The organism is Pararobbsia alpina, assembly GCF_902859895.1.
Taxonomy (GTDB): Bacteria; Pseudomonadota; Gammaproteobacteria; order Burkholderiales; family Burkholderiaceae; genus Pararobbsia; species Pararobbsia alpina.
This window is the reverse complement of record NZ_CADIKM010000036.1, coordinates 20,918-41,747: the sequence shown is the minus strand read 5'-3', so window position 1 is coordinate 41,747 and position 20,830 is coordinate 20,918. Positions and strand designations below refer to the sequence as shown.

Sequence of the window (20,830 nt, the reverse complement as noted above, 5' to 3'; positions counted from 1 at the left end):
CCCTCAGGTGGGCATCGAGAGCGACTATCCCGCGCCGGCGCTCGCGGGCGCGACACGCGCGTTTACCTACGGGCTCAGCATCGACGTGATGGCGATCCTGCAGCGTGGCGACAACCGGCGCGCTGCGGATGCGACGGTCGCCAAGACCGACCTGGGACTGCTCTGGCAGGAATGGCAGGTGATCGCGCAGGCGCGTCAGCTATTTGTCAAGGCCGTCCATGCAGACGAGGTCATGCCACTGCTCGTTCGTCAGCGCGACCTGAGTGCCGAGCGGTACCGGCGCATCGCGGCCGCGGTCGAGGCACGCAACCAGCCGGCCGACGCGCTGAGTGCGGCGCTCACGGCGATGCAGGACGCGGGCAGGCAGCTCGCCGAGGCGCAACGCCAGCGCGTGCAGACGCGCCACGACCTCAATGCGCTGCTCGGTGTCGCGCCGGCAATCGAACTGCCGCTGGTGGGCTCGCCGGCCCCCGCGCCGGTCGATCCTCATGCGGTGGACGACGCGCTGCGCGAGCTCCCGCACCGGCGTCCCGACCTGCTTGCACTCGAGGCCGGCTACGCGGCACAGCAGGCCAAATATCGCGGGGCCATTCTCGGCCAGTTTCCAAACCTCACGGTCGGTTTCGTACGCATGCGCGACACGTCCAACGTTTATACCAGCGGCTTCCAGGTCAATCTGAGCCTGCCGATCTTCAATCGCAACCGCGGCAATATCGAAATCGAAGAGGCGACACGCGGCCGGCTGCACGACGAATACCAGAATCGCCTCGCTCAGGCGCAATCCGAGGTCGACCGCCTGCTGGCGGACACCGCCGTGCTCGAGCAGCAGCTTGCCGCCGCCCAGGCCGCCCTGCCTGAGCTCGATCAGGCGGCGGGCGCGGCCCAGCAGGCCTATGGCCAGCACGACCTCGGCATCGGGGCGTACACCGATGCGCAGATCGCCGCGCTCGGCAAACGGATCGAAGCCGAGACGCTCGGCGAATCGCTCGCCGAACAACGAATTGCCTTGCAGGCATTGCTCGGCGATGTGGTGCCGTCTGCCCAGCGGCCCGACCTTATCTATACGACTACCCATGCCGATTCGTGATTTCTTTTGTACTCCGGTGAGTGATGTGAGTGATGTGAGTGAAGTGCGTGACGTGCCTCGCGGCGTATGCCGTGACACAGCTCATGTCCTGCAACCCACCGTGAGTCTTGCAGTGCTGCTAGTCGCGCTGCTGTGCGCCAGCGTGGTTTCGCCGACCGCCCGTGCCGACGATACTCCGGAGGTCCGCACATCGGTCCGCACGGTGCCGGCACGTCAGGGCATCATCACGCAGCCCGTTCGCGCATACGGTATCGTGGCGGCGGACGGTGCCTCGGTGACGACCCTCAGCGTGCCTTATGCCGCGCATCTGGTGCGCTGGCGCGTTGCGCGCGGGCAGGCCGTCACACGCGGTGCGCCGCTATTCGACGTGATGGCCGATCCGGCTGCGGTGCTTGCCGCTCAGCAGGCGCGAAGTGCACTCGATGTGGCCCAGCGCGAACTCGCCCGCACACGGGCGCTCTACGACGGGCACCTCGCAACGGCCTCGCAACTCGACGCGGCAAGCAAGGCGCTCGAGGACGCACGCCAGGCCGATGTCGCGCAGCGTCTGTTGGGCCTCCGGCCCGGCTCGATCACGGTGAATGCTCCCTTCAACGGCGTGGTGCTGCAGATGTCGGCCGCGCAGGGCGATGCGCTGCAGCCCGGCGCCGCTGTCATGCAACTATCGCGTGGCGGCACGCAGGCGGGCAACACAGGCAATCTCGAGTTGTCGGTCGAACCTTCCGACGTACGCTCGCTCCATGTGGGCGACGCGGTGACCGTACGCACGCTTGCCGCGCAGAGCGACGCCCGCCCTACAGAAGGGCACATCGTCAACGTGGGCGCGGCGATCGACAGTCAGACTCAACAAGTCACGGTCATGGCGACGCTTGCCACCACGGGCACGGATCTGCTGCCCGGCAGCCATGTCGTGGCTGATATCCTGCCCTCCGGCACGCTGCACTGGATCGTGCCGCGCTCATCGGTGCTCAACGACGAAAATGGCGCATTCCTATTCCAGGTCGACCCCCATCGGAAGGCCCATCGCGTCGCCGTCGTGGTCCGCGTCGAGCGTGACGCGAGTTACGGTATCGACGGTCCGCTCACGGCCTCCTGGCCCGTTATTTCGACCGGCAACTACGAGCTGCAGGATGGCGGCTCAGTCAAGCCGGAGGCGGTTCGATGAGTACGAGCGGATGGATGCAACTGCATCGGCGCTCGTTACTGTTCCTGGTCGCACTGCTCGCGCTGGCGGGGGCGTTCGCGGCTTTTCAGTTGCCGATCTCGCTGTTTCCGAATGTGCAGTTTCCGCGTGCCGTGGTTTCGCTCGATGCGGGCGACCAGCCGGCCGAATTGATGGCGACGCGCGTGACCACGCCGGTCGAGGAAGCGTTGCGGCGCGTGCCCGGTGTGACGGACGTCGAGTCGAAGACCAGCCGGGGAAGCGCCGAAATCTCGGTCAACTTCGACTGGGGTACCGACATGGCGCGCGCGACGCTCCAGCTCCAGTCGTCGATCGGTGAAATCCTGGGATCGTTGCCGCCCGGCACGACCATGCAAGTGCGCCGGATGGACCCCACCGTGTTTCCGGTGATCGCCTACAGCCTGACGTCGAAGAGCGAATCGCTCACCGCCTTGCGGGATATTGCGCAATACCAGATCCGCCCTTTGTTGACATCGGTCACAGGCGTCGCGCGAATCGAAGTGACGGGCGGTGCCCAGGAGGAGTTCGAAGTTGCTGTCGATCCCGCCCGCCTGGCGGCCTACAAGCTCACGCTAGGCGACGTGAGCAGGGCGATCGGCGCGAGCAATGTGTTGATGGCGGCCGGCCGGATCGAAGACCACTACAAGCTTTATCTCGTGGTCGCGCATGCGGCAATCCAGCAACTCTCCGATCTGAAGGCCGTCGTGGTCGCGAGCCCCGGCGGCGCGCCGGTGCGGCTCGGCGAGATCGCGTCGGTTACGCAGGGCACGGTTCCGCAGTGGATCCGCGTAACGGCCGACGGACAGGATGCCGTGCTCATCAACGCGTTCCAGCAACCGGGTGCCAACAGCGTGGCGATGGCGCGCGAGATCCGCTCACGCCTCGATGATATTCGCAAGCGGCTGCCGTCCGACATCCGGATCGCGAACTGGTACGACCAGAGCGAACTCGTCGTCGCCTCGGCAAGCAGCGTGCGCGATGCGATTCTGATCGGTGTGCTGCTCGCCGCCGCGACGCTGTTCGTGTTCTTGCGCAATTGGAAGATCACCGCTATCGCGGTCGGGCTCGTGCCAGTCGTCTTGGCCGCGACCCTTTTCCTGCTCGATCTGTTCGGCATGGGTTTCAACATCATGACGCTCGGTGGGATGGCCGCAGCGGTCGGACTCATCATCGACGATTCGATCGTGATGATCGAGCACATCGTGCGGCGCATGCGCGAGGGAGGCCCCCAACGCTTTCACGGCCGGATCATGGCGGCCGCACTCGAATTCACGCGCCCGCTCGCCGGCTCGTCGGCCGCGACGCTGATCATTTTCGTGCCGCTCGCATTTCTGAGCGGCGTGACCGGCGCGTTCTTCAAGGCGCTCTCGATCACGATGGCGAGTGCCCTGGCGATTTCCTTCCTTGTCACCTGGCTCGCCATTCCAATCCTCTGCGATCGCTGGCTGAACGCCGCCGACGCGCACGAGAAGGAGACGCGCTTTGCCCACTGGGTCAATGAACGCTATGCCCGCCTGATGGCGCGGGTGAATGCGCGCCCGCTCCTGATCCTGATCGCGGTTGTGCCGCTACTGGGTGTGGCGGGTTTCGCCTACACCCAGGTCGGCAGCGGGTTCATGCCGTCGATGGACGAAGGCGGTTTCGTGCTCGACTATCACACGCCGGCGGGCACATCCGTCACAGAGACGAATCGCCTGATGATGCAGATCGAACAGATCATCCGTGCGAATCCGAATGTCGCGACCTATTCGCGAAGGACGGGCGCGGGACTCGGCGGCGATCTGAACGAACCGAACAAGGGCGACTTTTTCGTGCGGCTGAAGTCGTCGAAGCGCGAACCGATCGATACGGTCATCGAGGAGATTCGCACCCGCATCGAAGCAAGCGTGCCGGGCGTCGCGGTCGAATTCGCGCAGCTTATGGAAGACCTGATCGGCGACCTCACGGCCGTGCCTCAGCCGGTGCAGATCAAGATCTTCTCGGATGACGCGGCTGTGCTCGCACACACCGCGACCGCCGTCGCGGCGGCCATCGGCAAGGTGCCGGGCGTTGTCGACGTCGAGAACGGCATCAATCCGGCCGGCGATGCGCTCGAACTCCTGATTCTTCCTGATGCGGTCGCGGCCGAGGGGCTCGATCCGCAAAGCGTCGCGCAAGCCGTTTCGGACAGCGTCGCGGGCGCCGTGGCGACGGACTTCCAGGTCGGCCCCAAGACCATCGGCGTGAGGGTCCGCGCAAACGGCGCGGGGCAATTGACCGATACTGCGCTCGGCCGCTTGCAGATTCGCGCATCCGATGGCCATCTGGTGCCGTTGCGGCGCGTTGCCCGATTCGTCAAGGTCAGCGGGCAACCCGAGATCAGCCGCGACAACCTCAAGCGGATGGTCGCGGTGACGGGACGGATCGCTGGCCGCGACCTGGGCTCGACCATTGCCGATGTGCAGCGCACATTGGCGAAGCCGGGCCTATTGCCTGCAGGGGTCTATACCGAACTCGGCGGCCTGTATCAACAGCAGCAGATCGCGTTTCGCGGCTTGCTCGCGGTATTCGGCGCGGCCGTTGCGCTGGTGTTCGGCCTGCTGCTGTTTCTCTATGAGCGCTTCCGCATCGCGGCGGCGATCCTCCTGATGCCCTTGCTCGCGGTATGTGCGGTGTTCGCCGGGCTCTGGATCACGGGCGTCGAACTCAACATCTCCGCGATGATGGGCATGACGATGATTATCGGCATCGTCACCGAGGTCGCGATCTTTTACGTGTCGGAATTCCAGTCGTTGATGCGCGACGACGGGATGGCCGTGCGCGAGGCACTGCTCGCCGCGGGTCGCAATCGGCTACGGCCAATCGCGATGACCACCATCGCGGCGATTCTCGCCTTGTTGCCACTCGCCTTTGCGCTCGGGCAGGGGTCGGCGATGCAGCAGCCGCTTGCGATCGCAATCGTCTCGGGTCTGATCGTGCAGTTGCCGCTGGTGCTGGTTGCGCTGCCCGCATTACTCGGATGGATCCTGGCTGGTCGCGACAAATGAGGCGAACGATGCCTTCAGGGCGATCGGAGGAATAGAGAATGAGGCGGTGGAGGGGTAAGGAAATTGAAGGGATCGAACGGATTGAGGCGACGGCGGCATGCTCGTCGGGTCGCGACAATTCTCTGCGCAACATAACGCTGACATCCAATCTGTCTAGCATCCATGAAAATCGGAAGGATCGCTGCAACGACGGCCTGCCCGGTATAGAATTCCGGCGGCAATGACAGGAGCAATGACAGGAGTATAGAGGCCTCCTGACAAAATGCTTTCGACCGCAAACATGACGGTGGGACCTTAAGGTTTTCTTAAGGTCACTGGCAGCATATTCCCTGGTTTTTTCCGAACTACCGCGTGGCGCGTTTTGTGCGAGGCGGCGTGCGGACTCGCAAGCGATTGGACTGACACACTCATGATGAAAACGCTTTTCCTGCAGGCGCCCTCATTCGATGGTTTCGACGGCGGCGCGGGCTCGCGCTATCAGGCGAAGCGCGAGATCAAATCGTTCTGGTATCCGACCTGGCTCGCGCAGCCTGCGGCGCTCATTCCCGGCAGCCGGGTACTCGATGCGCCCGCCGATGAGCTGAGCGTTGACGCGACGCTGGCGATTGCTCTCGAATACGACCTCGTGATCATGCACACGAGCAGTCCGTCGTTTCCGACCGATGCGAAATTCGCCGAGGAGATCAAGAAGCGCAAGCCGGCCGTGATAATCGGCATGGTCGGCGCCAAGACGGCTGTCGATCCCCACGGTTCGCTCAGCGCGAGCGAGGCGATCGATTTCGTCTGCCGTGAGGAATTCGACTATACCTGCCGCGACGTCGCGAACGGCCTCGCGTTCAAGGACATCCCGGGCCTGAGCTATCGCGAGTCCGATGGGTCGATCGAGCACAACGGCCCGCGCGAGATGATCGAGAACATGGACGAGCTGCCGTTCGTCGCGCCGGTCTACAAGCGCGATCTCAAGATCGAAAACTATTTCATCGGTTATCTCCAGCATCCGTACGTGTCGATCTATACGGGCCGCGGCTGCCGCTCGAAGTGCACATTCTGCCTCTGGCCGCAGACCGTCGGTGGCCACCGCTACCGCGTGCGCTCGGTCGAGAACGTGCTCGAGGAAGTCCGCTGGATCAAGGAGAACATGCCTGAAGTCAAGGAGATCATGTTCGACGACGACACCTTCACCGATTTCAAGCCGCGCGCCGAGGAGATCGCGCGCGGGCTCGGCAAGCTCGGCGTGACGTGGTCGTGCAATGCCAAGGCCAATGTCCCGTATTCGACGCTGAAGATCATGAAGGAGAATGGCCTGCGCCTGCTGCTGGTCGGCTACGAATCGGGCGACGACCAGATTTTGCTGAACATCAAGAAGGGTCTGCGCACCGACATCGCGAAGCGTTTCAGCGAAGACTGCCGCAAGCTCGGCATCAAGATTCACGGGACCTTCATTCTCGGCCTGCCTGGTGAAACGCACGACACCATCGAGAAGACCATCGAATATGCGAAGGAGATCAACCCGCACACGATCCAGGTCTCGCTTGCCGCACCCTATCCGGGCACCACGCTTTACAAGCAGGCTGTCGAGAACGGATGGATGGAGGACAACAAGGTGATCAATCTCGTGAGCAACAAGGGCGTGCAGCTGGCGGCGATCAGCTATCCGCACCTGTCGAAGGAGGATATCTATCACGGTGTCGAAGCGTTCTACCGGCGCTTCTATTTCCGCCCGGTCAAGATCTGGGAGATCGTGCGCGAGATGCTCGGCAGTTGGGACATGATGCAGCGCCGCCTGCGCGAGGGCGTCGAATTCTTCCGTTTCCTGCGGGCGCACCAGAGTTGAGCTTGCGCATGACACTCCGTGGATCGAACGGCCTCGTTCAATGATGAAACAACTGAGCCGCCTTGTCGCGCTGGCGGGGCTGGTGGTCGCAGTATGGCTTGTGATTGGCAGTCACCCTCAGGCTGCCTTTGAGTCGATGCGTGCGGCCGGCGGCGGACTGCTGATCGCCGCGCTCGCTCATCTGTTGCCCATGCCGCTCAACGCGCGCGCATGGCAGATCCTGATGCATGGCCCACGGCGGCCGTCCTTGCTCAAGATGCTGCATTGCGTGTGGCTGCGCGAGGCCGTCAACAATATGCTGCCGGTCGCGCGCGTCGGCGGCGAACTTGTTTCGTTCCGCATGCTGCGTCGTGCCGGCGTGCGCTCCGGGCCCGCGGCGGCGGGCATCGTCGCCGACCTGCAGCTCGGTCTGATCAGCCAGCTCGTGTTCACCATGGTCGGTATCGGCTTCTTGTTCGAGCATGCCAATTCAGGCTCCTTGCGGCTCGCGAGCGAGCTGGCATGGGGTGTGGCCGCGCTTGCGCCGCTGCTCGTGCTGTTCGCACTGGTGCAGCACGCGCGGCCGTTCGAGCGCATGAGCCGCATCATCAACCGTGTCACGAGCGGCAAGCTCACCCAGATCATTGGCCCGTCGGCCCGCGTCGACTTGTCGCTGCGGCTCATCTGGCGGCGGCGCGGCGTGATTCTTCGCTATCTGTTCATCTGGCAGCCTGCACAACGTATTGCGACCTCGTTCGAGATCTGGCTTGCGCTGTATTTCCTCGGCGCGCACGTCAGCTTTTGGGATGCCATCGTCATCGAAGCGCTGATCGAGGCAATCAATAGCGCGGCCTTCTTCGTTCCGGGCGGACTCGGTGTTCAGGAAGGGGGCTTCATGCTGATCGGCGGGGCACTCGGACTCGACCCGTCCATGTGTGTCGCGCTGGCGGGGGCGCGCCGCATCCGAGACCTCGTGATGTATCTGCCAGGTCTGGTCGCCTGGCAGTTGACCGAGTCAAGCGGGCGCCGCGACGACCCCGCAGTCATCCCACCGCGCGCTGCAGGCATTTCGTAATGAAAGCGCATGGTGCCTCGACCCGATCGTGCCGCGGGCGGAGCCTGCAGGATGAACATTTCACAGGTATTTCAACACCCGTCGGCGCAAGCGAATCGCGCAATCGTGCGCAACTTCAGGCGTTCTTAAGCGGTCGGCTGAGACAGTGTGTTCTCCCCTGGAAGAGAGAACCATGAAAATGCGGCAAGCCCTTGCTCCATGGCCTCACCACCCCCGTGCCGCGCTCGCCGATCACTACCTGCGTGTGCTCGGCGAGTGCGAGACGCGGTCCATGACGTTGCTGGGCCCGTCGGGCATCGGCAAGACCGAGTTCCTTACGCTCGACTTTCTGCCGCTCGCGATCGCGCGAGGTTTCCGGTGTGTTTACGCCGATCTCGCGCCGCGCGTCGCGAGTCCCGTCGAGTGGCTTGCCACGCCGCCGCACCACGTTGCCTGTTCGTCGGACGCGGCATCACCTCGAGAGACCGCACAGACGATCACGCGGCTACTGTTGCCTTCGCTGCTCGAATGCGTTGAATCGAAACGGCCGTTGATGCATATCGATTCATGCTCCGGAGCAAGTGTGTCCGCGATCGATACGCGTCTGAAAGATGCGATCCGCGAAGCCGTGGGGCAGGCCGATCAACCCGTGATGCTGGTCTTCGACAATGTGCATGTACTCGACGCGGTGGGTCGGCAGGCGATCGGCGCCGAGCTGCGCGGTGTGCCGGCGCGGTCCGCCGCCAAGCTCGCCTGTGTTTTTGCCGGCTCGTCGCGCGAGGGCCTGGTTTCGTCGCGCAGTGAATACGCCGACCTGTGCGGCGTGCCTGGCAATCGCTCAGGCAGCCCCTCGAGCAGCCGCTCAGGCAGCCGCTCAGGCAACCCCCCCCGCCACGACGCCGGCACCCACACCGGATGCGGTGTCTTCGGGGGACACAAGGTTCTGCTGCCGCGCCTCGATGACGGCTTTGTACAGACCGTGTGTCGCTGGTCCGCAAGCCGGCTCGGCGGTGCCGCGCCTGAGCTCGCCGAGGCCCGTGCGGCCATTCGCGCGGTCGCACGCTCGGCAAGGCTGTTCAGGCGTGCGTTCGCGCATGTATTGAGCGGCGATGCGACGCAGGTGCTGGCGGCCGCCGAATCCATACGGAAAAGCGCGCTCGACGACGCGCGTCTGTCGGCATCGGTCAACAAGCTCAGTGCGTTGCAAGCCGTGATGCTTCGTGAAGTCTGGCTCTCGGGTACCGAACTCTACGCATCCGTGCGACGCGATCGCTATGCCTGTGTGGCGGGCTTGCCCGAGGTTTCGAAAGCCGACGTGCAGGGCGCTTTGAAACGCCTGGAACGCCGCGGCCTCGTGTATCGGCCCAGTGACGGCCCCTATGCGCTGGCTTCGACCAATCTCGACTTTCTGTTCGAACTGGACGAGCTTCAGCAATCCGCCCGCCGACCGCTACGCCGGCCCGCGGCCTTTCATGTCGATCCTTCCCCTTCGTGGGCAGAGGGTTGACTTCGGGAACAACCGGCGTGACTGTCCTGGTTTCAATGATCACCCACAGTGGCGAAATGATCGCCGCGCATCGCATGGCGCAGGCGCTCGGTGTGCTGTGCCTCGCCTGTGCGGGCTTCGGTATCGGCTATAACTTCTGCGCGGCCGTTTTGGTGCGCCGTTTCTTCTCGCGAGCCGGGGCCCCGGCCGCGGACTTTCCGCCGATCACACTCGTCAAGCCGCTGCATGGTCATGAGCTGGCATTGCTGGCCAATCTTGCGAGCTTCTGCGAGCAGGACTATCCGGCGCCGGTGCAGTACCTCTTCGGCGTGCACGACCATGCGGACCCCGCGCTCGATACGATCGCACGGCTGCGCGAGTTGCATCCGGAAGCGGACATCACCGTGGTCGTCGATGCACAGCTGTATGGCCCGAACCGTAAGATGAGCAACATCCTCAACATGATGCCGCTCGCGTCCTATGACACGCTCGTGTTCGCGGACAGCGATGTCGGCGTGGACAGCACCTATCTGCGACGCATCGCGAGCGAATTGCAGGCGCCGGGTGTCGGTCTGGTTACGTGCGTGTATCGGGGCCTGCCCGATCCCGGGTTCTGGCCGCGCATGTCCGCCAAGGCGACCAACTATCAGTTTCTGCCAGGCGTGGTGATTGGGCTCGCGCTTGGCCTTGCGCGCCCCTGCTTCGGACAGACCATCGCCATGCGGCGTGCCACGCTCGAGCAGATCGGCGGCTTCAATGCCTTCACGCACCATCTCGCAGAGGATCATGCGATCGGCGAAGCGGTGCGCGGGCTCGGACTGAAGGTCGCGGTGCCGTCGTTCGCGATCACGCATGCCTGTGTCGAGAACACGGCGCTTGCGCTGGTGTCTCACGAACTTCGATGGGCACGTACGATCCGGAGCATCGATCCAATCGGGCATTTGGGCTCGGCGCTGACCTATCCGTTTGCGCTGGCCGTGCTTGGCTGCATCCTGTGCGGCGGTACGGCTTGGGCTTGGGCTTTCGTGCTCGGCGCACTGGTGGCCCGGCTCTCACTCAAGGTGGGGGTCGACAGGACCCTGGGACAACCGACACGCGACCTTTGGCTCATGCCGGTGTGGGATGTCTTGTCCTTCGCGATTTTCCTGACCAGCTTCGTGTCCAAGCGCGTGACCTGGCGGGGCGCGCGCTTCCAGGTCAGGGGAGACGGCCTGATGACGGTCGTGCCGCGCCCCGGGATGCAGGAAAGCGACGCCGCTTAGCGACGCCGCTTGGTGTGTGGGTGCTTGGTGCCGCCGCTTAGTGACGCCAGTTTAGTGTTGGCTGATAGTGCTGCCGCGTAGTGCCGCTTAGCGCCGCCTAGTACCGCCTAGTGCCGCGGCGGTATGCCACAGTACTTTGCACCCGCTCCGCGCCTAATGGCAATCAGTCGGATCTCTTCAGCCGAACGTGAAAGCATAAGCCTGCACGCCGGCGTCGAGAAACTCGATCGAGAATGTGTGATCGCCGACCTCGCCGCTCTGACGGACGAGCTGGTACAGGCGCTGTTCGGTCACCACGCCCGAGCCATCTTCTGCGGTGTCCGTCCCGTGCGATGCACCGGGTGCCGCGCCATCGACGCTCACGCGGAAGTGCACCGGCTTGCCGTCCTTGCCCGGACCCAGCACGAGATGCAGGTCGCGTGCGTGAAAGCGGTAGACGATGCGGCCCGGCGAGCTGTCGAGCGTCGCCTGCTCCCCGTCGACCCTCCATGTGCCGGCCAGCCCCCATTGATTGAGCGCGAGTTTCGCCGGTGCGATGTAAGCGTGCGGCGTGTCCGCCTTGACGCCGCCCACCGAGGCGAAGTTCTCGGCACGCTGGAAGCCGATATAGGTTTCGGGCGATTGGACATCGGCGTCGTCCGCAGCCATCTCCACACCTTGGGCATGGGCATCGATCAGGTTGTTGGACACATCCTTGCGGCCCGCCTCGGCCAGCAATTGCTGGATGACCTGTTCCGACTCCGCATAGTTGCCCTCGCCGAAATGGTGGTACCGGATGCGACCTTGAGCGTCGGCGAAGTAATGCGCGGGCCAGTATTGGTTGTTGAGGCTGCGCCAGATCGCATAGTTGTTGTCGATCGCGACCGGATAGTCGATGCCGAGGTCGCGAACCGCTTTCTTGACGTTGTCCACATTGCGTTCGAACGCGAATTCGGGTGCGTGGACGCCGATCACGACGAGGCCCTGGTCCTTGTACTTTTGCGCCCAGGCCTTGACGTAGGGCAGCGTGCGCAGACAGTTGATGCACGAGTAGGTCCAGACGTCGACGAGCACGACCTTGCCACGCAGTTCCTGTGCGCTCAGCGGCGGCGAGTTGAGCCATTGCACCGCGCCGGACAGCGAAGGCAGTTCGCCTTCGATCGGCAGCGCCGGCCTGGCATCCACTTGTTGTACCCGCATCATCGTCTGCGACGCCGCCCCGGTGTTCGAGGCGGCCGCCTGGGCGGGCGTCGTGCGGGACGAGAACCGGTCGATGAGCGATTGTTCGATGCCGCCTGTCGCGACCGTGGAAACACGCGCAAGAACACCTGTGTCGAACCCCAGCCCGATAGCGACCACGCCGGCCAGCATTGCGCCACCGAGGCCGCGCCGGATCCACTCGCCCGCGCCGAGCGAACGCTTCATGGCCGCGAACACCTTGCCGCCGATCAGCAAGGCGATCGCCAACGATGTCGCCGCACCCGCCGCATAGGCGAGCAGTAGCAAGGTCGTGCCCGCGCTCGCGCCGCGCAGGGCGGCACCGGTCAGCACGAGGCCGAGGATCGGGCCCGCGCAGGGTGCCCAGAGCAGGCCGGTCGCGATGCCGAGCAGGAACGACGAGCCGGCACCCGCCGGCCGGCCGTCGGTCTGGCTCCGGGACTGGGCCATTTGTGAGAGGCGGTCGCCGGCGACCACGAGCGGCCGGGTCAGGCGCTCGGCAAAGCTCGGCAGCAAGAGCGTGAGGCCGAAGACCGCGAGCAGGGCCATCGCCAGCCAGCGGCCATACTCGTTGGCCCGGACCACCCAGCCGCCGCCGACGGCCGCGAGCGTGGCCACGAGCGCGAAGGTCAGCGCCATGCCGGCCAGCAGGGGGAGCCCGCTGCGCCGGAACGGTTGGTCCGCGCGGGAAAAGACAAAGGGCAGCACGGGCAGGATGCACGGACTCAGTATCGTGAGTGCACCGCCGAGGTAGGAGAGGACAATGATCAGCATGGCTTGGACTCTGTTAGGAGAGGTGGCCAGAGTGTCTCGCGCGCGCGGTGTCGAAGTCCTCACGTAAAGTTAAACTAATTGTGATACTTCGCTGGGCCGAAAGCCGGGACAATGGGGGCAACCCGCTGCGCCTTGCCTGGCATCCGGCATCCGGCATCCGACGCGGGACCTGCAGGACTTCTCGTTCACAAGACTGCCGATGGACCATCCGAAACGTATCCTCATTGTCGAAGACGACCTCCATATGGCGGACCTCCTGAAGCTCCATCTGGGCGACGAAGGCTACGAAGTCGTCCATTGCGCCGACGGCAACGAGGGTTTGCGCCGGCTCGAGGAGGGCGGCTGGGATGCGCTGATACTCGATCTCATGCTGCCTGGCGTCGACGGCCTGGAAATCTGCCGCCGGGCGCGCGCGATGACGCGCTATACCCCGATCATCATCACGAGCGCGCGTTCGAGTGAGCTTCACCGGATCCTCGGTCTCGAACTCGGGGCGGACGACTATCTTGCCAAGCCGTTCTCGGTGCTTGAACTCGTCGCGCGGGTGAAGGCCCTGCTGCGGCGTGTCGACGCGATGGCGCGCAACGGTCGTATCGATGCCGGCACACTCGAGTCCGGCGGACTGTCGATCGATCCGATCGCGCGTGAGGTCACCGTGCGTGGCAAGCCTCTCGATCTGACGCCCCGCGAGTTCGACCTGCTCTATTTCTTCGCGAAGCATCCGGGCAAGGTGTTCTCGCGGATCGATCTGCTCAATGCGGTCTGGGGCTATCAGCACGAAGGGTACGAGCACACCGTCAATACGCATATCAATCGCCTGCGCGCGAAGATCGAGACGGACCCGGCGCAGCCATCGCGCATCCTGACGGTATGGGGCCGCGGCTACAAGTTCTCGGTCGAACCGGCCGCAGCCGGCGGAGCGGCATCATGAACCTGAGCCTGGCCCGGCGTTTTTCCCTGACCCAGCGTCTGTCGGCCGTGTTTGCCATGTTGTTGCTTGCATGTTGCGGTGTGTCCGCATGGCTGCAGGTGAGATCGAACGATATGCACGAGATGGAAGTCGTGCAGGGACTGTCGAGGGATCTCGCGCAACACATCGCCAGTGACGCCCAGTTGATGGATGCGGGCGGCTTGAAACCCGAGGCGATCCGTCAGTTCTTCAGCCGCCTGATGATCGTCAATCCGAGCGTCGAGGTCTATTTGCTCGACAAGGAGGGACGCATTCAGGGCCACGACGCGCCCGAGGGTCATCTCAAGCGTGATCGAGTCGATCTCGAGCCCCTGCGGCGGCTGATCGACGGCGCGCCGCTGCCAATCCTCGGCGACGATCCTCGCAGCGCGGACGGACGCAAGGTGTTCAGTGCAGCGCCCTTGCCCGGAGAAGACGGGAATCCGCGGGGCTACATCTATGTCGTGCTGGTCGGCGAAGCCCATGACCAGTTGGCGGCTCGCGGAATGGCGAGCGAGGGCTTGCGCATCGCGTTGTGGTCACTTGGGTGGGTGGCCTTGCTGTGCCTGATTGCCGGCCTGACGGCCTTCGCGCTCATCACGCGCCCGTTGCGCCGCCTGACGAGCGCGATGCGTCATTTCGACGCCGAGGCCGAGCCCGTGGCATTGCCGGTGATGCCGCGCACCGCGAAGGCCGACTCCCGCGACGAAATCGCCGTGCTCGAGACGGCGTTCGGCCAGATGGCCCTGCGCATCGGTGAGCAATGGCGCGAGCTGATCCGCCAGGATCAGGAACGTCGTGAGCTCGTTGCGAATATCTCGCATGACCTGCGCACACCGCTTGCATCGCTGCACGGCTATCTGGAAACCCTGTCGTTGAAGGGCGATTCGCTTCTCGAGGCCGACCGGCGCCGCTATCTTGGCGTCGCGCTCGATCAGAGCCGCAAGGTCGGGGGTCTCGCTCAAGCGCTTTTCGAGCTTGCGCGACTCGAACATGGACTTGTGCAGCCGAGCCTTGAAGCTTTTTCATTGCCTGACCTCGTCCAGGATGTCTTTCATAAATTCGAGCTTGCAGCGGAAGCGCGCAGCGTGCGGCTGGAGGCGGATTTTCCCCGGCAGTTGCCGTCCGTCGTCGCCGACCTCGGCATGATCGAGCGCGTCCTGACGAACTTGTTGGACAACGCGCTTCGCTATACGCCCGGGGGCGGCGTGATCGAAGTCCATGTCGGATATCAGGACGGTAAAGTGTCGGTGACAGTCAGCGACAGCGGCCCGGGCATTCCGGCCGAGCTGCTCGACGGATTGTTCAAGCGTCCTTTCAGCACCGGCGCTCGCCGTGGCGGCGGCCTCGGCTTGTTGATCGTGCACCGGATGCTCGAACTGCATCACAGTCAGATCCGTCTGATCGAGCGTGCCGGAAAAGGAGCGACATTCCGCTTCGAGCTTCCAGCCGAGACCGGGGCTTCCAGGCCCCGTGCAGAATGAGCCTGGAATGAGGACGATCAACCTGGAATAAGGGAGATCAAACGTGATACTGCGGGTAGTCCGCCATGGTGAAGCCGCCGTTGAATGTCGCGCCGGTCTTCTCGCAGAGATTGATGACGGTATCGATCGCCCCTCGCAAGGCGGGCTCGGTCCAGCCTGCGTCGACAGAGAACGACTCCCCCGCGAAGTACAGGCCCGATTGAGCCGAAGTGTTCCGGTTATAGGCGAGCAGGCTCATTGCATCCGAATAGGTTCCCGCGCGATAGAGCTTTGCGCAACCGAGGGACAAGGGTTCGGTGATCCATCGGACGACACGTGCATGCTCCTTGCGGATATACGGCGAAATGGGCTGGCCGATATTGGTCGAGCGCAGCAGGATCCGGTCGAGTTCCGCGATGCATTTGTCGACGAGCTCGACATCGTTGAAGGAGGCCAGCTTGGTGGCATCGTCTTCCCATGTGTAACTGATCAGGATGCAGGGCACCTCGTACCCGCCCACACTGTACCGGTACGCATACACATCGTGCACGAAGGTGTCGGTCACGAGATTGGGGGGAATTCTGTTGCCGGCATCCGTGAAGAAGGTTGCGTCGATAGGGGCGTACACCTTGCAACTGGTTTCCCAGTGCGCTTGCTTGTATGCGCGTGTGATCGTCTGGGGCAACGCTTCCTGCGAAAAGCCCTGCAGCTGCATGCCGACTTCCATGATCCAGGAGGGCACGGTCACCACGACTGAGTCGAAGTCTCGCGAACCGGCGGATATGCCATTGACGTCGTAGACAACCCGGATCTTGCCGTCCGCCTGTTTCTCGAGTCGCGTCACTCTCGTGCTGGTGTGGAACATATCGGAACGCTGCATGGCGAAGTCGTAGAACGACAGGCCGCGCTCCGGCACGGGAAGGAAAAGCATGCCGTCATCGAACGAGCGGACACCGCGGTAGGGCGGGCCCGCGAACGAATTGCCGGCCGAGTCGGGAAGGAAGGAGAGATCGGCATAGGGCCCCGGGTTGAAATCGCCGGCGGGGGTATAGCGGCCGTGAATGAGCTGCAACTGGCTGCCGAATCCGAAGATCGCCGTGCGAAGCGGATAGAGGGTGCAGACGTCGTAGAAGGCGCCCCAGCTGCCGTCCCCGAACCCGATCGAATAGAAGTAGTTCGATTCTTCGTCGGTCATTCCGAGGCCGCCAAAATTTCCGGGGTCGGCCGCGGACCATTCGTCGATCGCATCGGCCTTGACGAAGGCGCGAAAGGCCGTGTTCGAATAGGTCGCGACGATGGCGTCCCACATGGCCTCCCACTCTTCCGAGCCGTAGATCTCGCTGACCTTGTCGATCATCATCTTCTCGAATTTCTTCCATTTGTCGTAGACCGCCTGGAGCTGCGGCGTCGGCGGAGGCGTGGTGCCGTCGGCGTTCACCCAGATCTGCATGACCGGCGTGGTATCGCCCTGGACGAGTCCTTCCTCGAGGTAGATGCCCGTCGAGCTGACCCAGCGGGTGCCGGGATTGGGAAAGTCCTGGATCGAAAGACCGAACTCCTTGGCGTAGTACGCAAGGAGCGAGCGGCCGTCGTTGGGTGCTTCACCCTCCAGATTGAAGTAGGGCATTCGCATGGCGGCCATCTCGAACGGCGAATACATCGTCTGGAGGCCCTGGCCAGCGACGTCGGTGATCGTGTAGTGACGCCCCGCGGTCCGGTCGCTCGCTTCGAGGATCGTCACGTTCGTGAAGCCGCATCGGTAGAGCTCCCGCGCCGTCGTGAGACCCGCGATGCCCGCGCCGACGATGCAGATGCTGTGCGCCGCCGCGGCGCCCTGGACCTGTGCCACGCCGCCGGTCTGTTCGACCAGGCGGCGATAGTCGAACGAAAGATCGGGCGGGTTCGGATAGCGTCCTGCCCAAGGCAGTGCCTTAGGTAGTCGGTTTGCCGCGGCGAGTTGCGCGGCGCGTTTCGCTGCGTAGTCGTAGCTGCTGCCAATGGTCATGCATCACTCCCGGTTCAAAGTTGCCGGATCATATCCAGGCGGGGTGGGCGCGCCGCGAGGGGTGTCCTCATGTGCGGGCGGAACCGGGTCAAGCTTGAGTGAATGGGCTAAGTCCCGAAAAAATCCGTGGCTTCCGTTGCCGCTCGTCCGAGTCCAATGCGAAAGTCAGATGAATCTGAATTAGAGATTTGACTGCTTGCCACTAATCTCGCTTTGGTGGGGGTGGCCGTTTCGGCACGCTCGGCCGGTTGGGAGGCGATGGATAAGGATTTTCCCTAGTCCTGCGGCTTCAGTGTTGACGCGCCGTTTTCGCGCGACGACACTCCGAACCGGACTTGGCACGTTGCTTCAACGGCGGGTCTGGCAGCAGCGTTGCTGTCACAACCTGAGTCGGCTATGAAAGCCCTCGACATGCGTATATCGCGTGGTCGGGGGCTTTTGCATTTCTGGAGACGAATTTTGCATATCCCCCTATCCCCGCGCACGACGGCAAGTGCACCGGGCACGCTCGTCGCGAGTATCCAGATGGAACCTCGCATCGGACAGAAGAAGCAAAACGTCATGCGTACCTTGCGCTTGATCGAGGAAGCGGCAATTGCCGGTGCGAAGCTCGTCGTGTTGCCGGAACTCGCCAATACCGGCTACATGTTCGAAAGCCGCGAAGAGGCGCTCGGGCTGGCGGAGCGGATCGCCGATGGCGCCACCGTGCGCGCCTGGACCGATGCCGCGCGTTCACTCGGCATCCATATCGCCGGAGGGATCGCCGAGTTCGGTGGCGACGGCCGGCTCTACAACGCTGCGCTGCTCGCGGGGCCGCAGGGCGTGATCGGCACGTATCGCAAGCTTCATCTCTGGAACGACGAACACCGGATTTTCGACCGCGGCAATCTGGGTCTGCCCGTGTTCGAGACCGGCATCGGCAAGCTCGCGATGGCGATCTGCTATGACGGCTGGTTTCCGGAGGTCTACCGGCTGCTGGCGGCGCAAGACGCCGACATCATCTGCGTGCCGACCAATTGGGTGCCCATGCCGGGACAGCCGGCGCACAGCGCCGCGATGGCGCACATTCTCACGATGGCCGCGGCGCACAGCAATGGCGTGAGCATCGTCTGCGCGAACCGTATCGGCACCGAGCGGACCCAACCGTTCATCGGCCAGAGCCTCATCGTCGGCGCGCGGGGATGGCCGCTGGCCGGTCCCGCGAGCACCGACGGCGAATGCATCCTGTACGCCCGGATCGACCGCGAACAGTCGCGCCAGGCCCGGCGGTTCAACGTCTTCAACGAAGTATTGAGCGATCGCCGCGGCGACGTGTACGACCCCATGCTGGGTACGGGCTGGTCGCTGCCATCGGCTGAATCTTCCCCTATCGCCCACTCAGACTCGACGGAGACATCCCGATGAAGCTCACCCGTATCCTGCGTCCTGACAACGCGCTCGGTTCGCCCGTTACACGCCGAGCGCTTGCCGCCAGTGCTTGGGCGGTCGCGCTCATTTCCACCGCCCATGCCGCGGAGCCCATCAGGATCGGCATGGCCGTCGGCCTGTCCGGTGCCAACAGCGTGGTCGCCCCTGCCGTGGTCCAGTCGTCGCAGCTCGCGGTCGATGAGATCAACGCGGCCGGCGGCATTCTGGGCCGCAAGGTCCAGCTCGAGATCGTCGACGATGCCTCGGGTGCCGTGGGGGCCCAGAAGGCCTACGACACGCTGGTATTCGACAAGAAGGTCGACGCGATCATTTCGATGGAAACGAGTGCCGCCAGGAATGCGGGGCTGCCGATCGTCGCGCGGGGCCGCGTACCGTTCATCTACACCTCGTTCTACGAAGGCCATTCGTGCAGCCCCTGGATGTTCGCCAATGGCTGGGTGCCCGAGCAGCAGGTGGCGCCGGTCGTCGACTATATGCTGAACACTCGCAAGGCCAGGTCGTTCTTCCTGGTGGGCAACGACTATTCGTTCGGCCGAGGCATGCTCGCCTTCACCCGGAAGTACATCGAGCAGCACGGCGGCAAGGTCGTCGGAGAAGACTATCTGCCGATCGACGGCACCGAGTGGACCCCGATCATCTCGAAGATTCGCGATGCCCGGCCCGATGCCCTGATCAGCGCGACCGCCGGGGGCGCGCCCAATGTGTCGCTGGCCAAGCAGCTCAAAGGCGCGGGCCTGAACGTCGCGTACGGCAACCTCGCCATCGACGAGGGGACAGCCAGGACCATGGGCGATGTCGCGAGCGGCATGTACATGTCCGCCTCGTATCTCACCGGCATCGACAGCAAGGAAAACAAACAGTTCATCGAGGCGCTGGACCGCCGGTTCGGCAACAAGGTGCAGACACCAAACGAGTTGTCCGAGCCGCAGTACGAGGCTTTTCATCTCTACAAGGCCGCAGTTGAAAAGGCCGGCTCGACCGACGGATCGAAGGTGATCAAGGCCCTTCAGGACGTCTCTTTCGACGGACCTCGCGGGCCGGTGTCGATGAACAGCAGCCGGCATGCGCCGCTTTCGATGCGGCTCGGCCAGGTGCAGGGCGACGGCTCGATCAGGATCCTGCAGACGTTCGAACGCGTCGATCCGGGCGCGCAGTGCCCGAATACCCGGTAAGGGCAGGCGGGAATGGGGAGACTGGCCGGGATGTGCGCATGGGTGGGCCATACGTCATACGTCCCGGCCGTTGGAGACAATGATGGGTGTGTTCCTGGATGTGGTAACGACCGCTGCCGTGTTGTTCATCGTTACGGCCGGTCTGATGATGATTTTCGGCGTGATGAAGATCGTCAATTTCGCGCACGGTGCGCTCCTGACGCTCGGCGCCTATGCGAGCCTGGTGGTCACTCAACTCGAGATCAGCCCCTGGATCGGTTTGCCGCTTGCCCTGGTGGTCGGTGCGGTGGTGGGGATGATGGTCGAGAGGCTGGTCGTCCGACCGCTCTACGCGCGGCCGCTCGATGCGATCCTGGCAACGTGGGGATTGGGCATCGTGATCGGCCAGATAGTCGTGATGATGTTCGGCCGCGGCGTGCAGTTCGTCGAGTCGCCCGTCGGCGGCGCGCTGTCGATCGCGGGTACCGGGTACTCCGCCTATCGCCTGCTGTTGGTGCCGGTCGCGCTCGGGATCTGGGCGGCGATGAGCGTGCTGCTCAACCGGACCCGCTTCGGCGTGAAGACGCGCGCGGTCGTGATGAACGAAGACCTGGCCAAGGGGCTGGGCATCAATTCCGAGCGGATTCGCTTCGTGATGTTCGGCCTCGGGGCCGGGCTTGGCGCGCTGGCCGGCGCCTTCATCACGCCGCTCTCGAGCGTGGATCCGGGCATGGGCCTGCCCTGGCTGGTCAGCGCGTTCATGCTGGTCATGGTCGCGGGCAGTTCGATGACCGGGCTTCTTCTGACATGTTTTCTCTTCGGTGCCTGCCAGGTGCTGGTCAGTACCTATGTCAGCCCCGTACTAGGCGGCATCACGATCGCGGTGCTCTCCGCGCTGGTGCTGCGAATTCGTCCGAGAGGATTCTCCCATGTTTGATCTCCACCCTTTGCT

General features: G+C 63.9%; 14 protein-coding genes. 12 read left to right on the top strand and 2 right to left on the bottom strand.

Annotated features, from left to right (window positions below):
- The 7 genes from HV670_RS23640 to hpnI form a co-directional block, all read left to right on the top strand.
- A partial coding sequence (locus tag HV670_RS23640) for a TolC family protein (RefSeq protein WP_175107433.1) occupies positions 1-1,087 on the top strand: 1,087 nt, incomplete at its 5' end.
- A 100-nt stretch (positions 1,088-1,187) separates the two neighbouring features.
- Positions 1,188-2,252 carry an efflux RND transporter periplasmic adaptor subunit gene (locus HV670_RS23635; RefSeq protein ID WP_246257877.1) on the top strand — a complete coding sequence of 355 codons (1,065 nt, stop codon included), beginning with the start codon at positions 1,188-1,190 and terminating at the stop codon, positions 2,250-2,252.
- Positions 2,249-5,296, top strand: coding sequence for an efflux RND transporter permease subunit (locus HV670_RS23630; protein WP_175107431.1), 3,048 nt, complete (start codon positions 2,249-2,251; stop codon positions 5,294-5,296). The genes HV670_RS23635 and HV670_RS23630 overlap by 4 nt, the downstream gene beginning before the upstream one ends.
- A gap of 412 nt (positions 5,297-5,708) precedes the next feature.
- The gene (hpnJ, locus tag HV670_RS23625) at positions 5,709-7,130 is read left to right on the top strand and encodes a hopanoid biosynthesis associated radical SAM protein HpnJ (RefSeq protein WP_175107440.1); all 1,422 of its coding nucleotides are present in this window, start codon (positions 5,709-5,711) and stop codon (positions 7,128-7,130) included.
- A gap of 40 nt (positions 7,131-7,170) precedes the next feature.
- Positions 7,171-8,184, top strand: a complete 1,014-nt coding sequence (locus tag HV670_RS23620) for a lysylphosphatidylglycerol synthase domain-containing protein (protein WP_175107430.1) — start codon at positions 7,171-7,173, stop codon at positions 8,182-8,184.
- 172 nt (positions 8,185-8,356) lie between these two features.
- Positions 8,357-9,670, top strand: a complete 1,314-nt coding sequence (locus HV670_RS23615; protein ID WP_175107429.1) for a P-loop NTPase family protein — start codon at positions 8,357-8,359, stop codon at positions 9,668-9,670.
- Positions 9,671-9,726: 56 nt separating this feature from the next.
- Positions 9,727-10,911 carry a bacteriohopanetetrol glucosamine biosynthesis glycosyltransferase HpnI gene (gene hpnI / locus HV670_RS23610; protein WP_175107439.1) on the top strand — a complete coding sequence of 395 codons (1,185 nt, stop codon included), beginning with the start codon at positions 9,727-9,729 and terminating at the stop codon, positions 10,909-10,911.
- Positions 10,912-11,088: 177 nt separating this feature from the next.
- Here the strand turns inward: hpnI and HV670_RS23605 are convergent, their stop codons facing one another.
- Positions 11,089-12,882 carry a cytochrome c biogenesis protein DipZ gene (locus HV670_RS23605; RefSeq protein WP_175107428.1) on the bottom strand — a complete coding sequence of 598 codons (1,794 nt, stop codon included), beginning with the start codon at positions 12,880-12,882 and terminating at the stop codon, positions 11,089-11,091.
- Positions 12,883-13,081: 199 nt separating this feature from the next.
- On the opposite strand from HV670_RS23605, the gene HV670_RS23600 reads away from it, so the two are divergent.
- Positions 13,082-13,813, top strand: a complete 732-nt coding sequence (locus HV670_RS23600) for a response regulator transcription factor (protein WP_175107427.1) — start codon at positions 13,082-13,084, stop codon at positions 13,811-13,813.
- A complete protein-coding gene (locus tag HV670_RS23595; RefSeq protein WP_175107426.1) occupies positions 13,810-15,315 on the top strand; it encodes a sensor histidine kinase in 1,506 nt (501 codons plus the stop codon). The genes HV670_RS23600 and HV670_RS23595 overlap by 4 nt, the downstream gene beginning before the upstream one ends.
- A gap of 37 nt (positions 15,316-15,352) precedes the next feature.
- Here HV670_RS23595 and HV670_RS23590 read toward each other — a convergent pair whose 3' ends face one another.
- Positions 15,353-17,299: a flavin monoamine oxidase family protein gene (locus HV670_RS23590; protein ID WP_175107425.1), complete on the bottom strand. Its 1,947-nt coding sequence runs from the start codon at positions 17,297-17,299 to the stop codon at positions 15,353-15,355.
- A 525-nt stretch (positions 17,300-17,824) separates the two neighbouring features.
- Between HV670_RS23590 and HV670_RS23585 the strand changes: the two genes are divergently transcribed.
- The 3 genes from HV670_RS23585 (at position 17,825) to HV670_RS23575 (ending at position 20,815) form a co-directional block, all read left to right on the top strand.
- Positions 17,825-18,703 (top strand): nitrilase family protein, encoded by an 879-nt coding sequence (locus HV670_RS23585; protein ID WP_246257882.1) that lies wholly within the window; start codon positions 17,825-17,827, stop codon positions 18,701-18,703.
- Positions 18,700-19,899: a substrate-binding protein gene (locus HV670_RS23580; RefSeq protein WP_175107424.1), complete on the top strand. Its 1,200-nt coding sequence runs from the start codon at positions 18,700-18,702 to the stop codon at positions 19,897-19,899. The genes HV670_RS23585 and HV670_RS23580 overlap by 4 nt, the downstream gene beginning before the upstream one ends.
- An 82-nt stretch (positions 19,900-19,981) precedes the next feature.
- Positions 19,982-20,815, top strand: a complete 834-nt coding sequence (locus tag HV670_RS23575) for a branched-chain amino acid ABC transporter permease (protein ID WP_175107437.1) — start codon at positions 19,982-19,984, stop codon at positions 20,813-20,815.
- Positions 20,816-20,830 lie beyond the last annotated feature (15 nt).